Origin of the sequence: Acidibrevibacterium sp. (assembly GCF_049965395.1) — a bacterium.
GTDB lineage: Bacteria > Pseudomonadota > Alphaproteobacteria > Acetobacterales > Acetobacteraceae > Acidibrevibacterium > Acidibrevibacterium fodinaquatile.
Genome location: NZ_JBMFWJ010000109.1, coordinates 1 through 1,521 on the forward strand (window position 1 = coordinate 1; position 1,521 = coordinate 1,521).

Below are 1,521 nucleotides of genomic sequence, written 5' to 3' on the forward strand. Positions count from 1 at the left end.
CGACGCGCTGATCGGGTCACAAAAATGACCTGCTTGCAGGGTAACCCTCTCATAGGGGACTTTTTGTCGCGCGGGCATCGGCAAGTGGTGCAAAGATGACCGCAAGCCACGTCATTGCGCCAGCTAATGGAGAGATAAAACTCACCATCGTTGCGATGATAAAGACCAGCGCGAGGATACCGGGGCCAATTACCAATCGCCATGGCCTCGTCGGCATTGACGATATGGTGGCAATCCAAAGACTCTCGTTGGTGGCGGCGAGGATTGCGAAATAGCCGCTATAAAACGTGGCGATCCAGGGGGTGGTTCCATCGTGGCTATAAAGAAGCGTCGGCACCGGAAGCAGGACAACGAGAAAAAGGAACGAGAAAGTTACAAAAAGATAGCGGCGGGTATTCGCGTTGGTGAGACCAAGACGTCGGTGATGGCTGAACCAGAAAATGCCGGAAAACAGAAAGCTGCAGCCGAACACAAAAATCGGTCGCAACATTATCCTGACGGCCGCATGCCAATCGCCCTCTCCGACCTGGCGATCGAGCAAGGGCAGGCTGTAGATAGGCATCGTCATCGCAACACCAAATATGGTGTCACTCAGCACCTCAAGACGCCGCGCGAGAAAACTTCTCATCGTAATCTCCGAGATTCAAGCGCCATCAATCGGCACCGGGCCGCGCCACCTGATACCGCATGACACCCAGTCGGGCCAGCATGGGGCGCGGCAACTCCGAGTTTTCTGACTACGAAATGGACCAATAATATGGTTTGAGGCGACGAAATCGAATGGGGTTGACATCGATTAATTCCCCGCCGCCCCGGTCTGATTGGATCAGGTGAGCGTAGGTCCGCGACGCGAAGGTAATGTGTGTCATGGAAATGAAGGCTGTGCAACGGGCTGCCGGCGAGGTGGTGGCGTCGGGGGTGGCGACAAGTGGGCCAAGGCGGCGGCTGCGTTTCCTGATCCTGCTGCTCGCGCTGGTGCTGTTGGCGGGCGGCGGCGCGGTCTATTGGCGCAGGGCGCATCCCCCGGCGGTGATCGCTGCGGTCGCGGTCTATGGCACGATTGATATCCGCCAGGTCTCCCTTTCCTTCAACGACAGCGATCGCATCGCGCGGCTTTTGGTGCAGGAAGGCGATCATGTCACGCGCGGCCAGTTGCTCGCAACCCTCGACACCACCCGCCTCAAGGCGAATGCCGACAAGGACGCCGCCGATGTCGAGGCGGCGCAGAAGGCGCTGACCCGCCTGCTCGATGGCTCGCGCCCGGAAGAGATCGCCGAGGCCCGCGCAGCCTTCGCTGCGGCGCAGGCGACGGAGGTCAACGCGCGGGCCAATTTTGTGCGCTATAATAAACTTTCGCCGAGCGGGGCGGAGACGAAACAGAACCGCGACAATGCCGAGCAGACCCTGAAGGTCGCGACCGCTGACCGCTGACCGCTGCCCTGCCTGCCGAAGCCGCACGCACCTGATGCCCCCCTCCGCCGCGCCGCTGCTCGACATCGACGCGGCTCTTGCCGACCCGGC

At 60.4% G+C, this 1,521-nt stretch carries 2 protein-coding genes; one reads left to right on the plus strand and one right to left on the minus strand.

Features of this window, described 5'->3' with window-relative positions:
* Window positions 1-49 precede the first annotated feature (49 nt).
* On the minus strand, window positions 50-628 hold the full coding sequence (locus ACP5M5_RS14715) for a TMEM175 family protein (protein WP_427938608.1): 579 nt from the start codon (window positions 626-628) through the stop codon (window positions 50-52).
* Between the two features lie 239 nt (window positions 629-867).
* On the opposite strand from ACP5M5_RS14715, the gene ACP5M5_RS14720 reads away from it, so the two are divergent.
* Window positions 868-1,431, plus strand: a complete 564-nt coding sequence (locus tag ACP5M5_RS14720) for a biotin/lipoyl-binding protein (RefSeq protein ID WP_427938610.1) — start codon at window positions 868-870, stop codon at window positions 1,429-1,431.
* Window positions 1,432-1,521 lie beyond the last annotated feature (90 nt).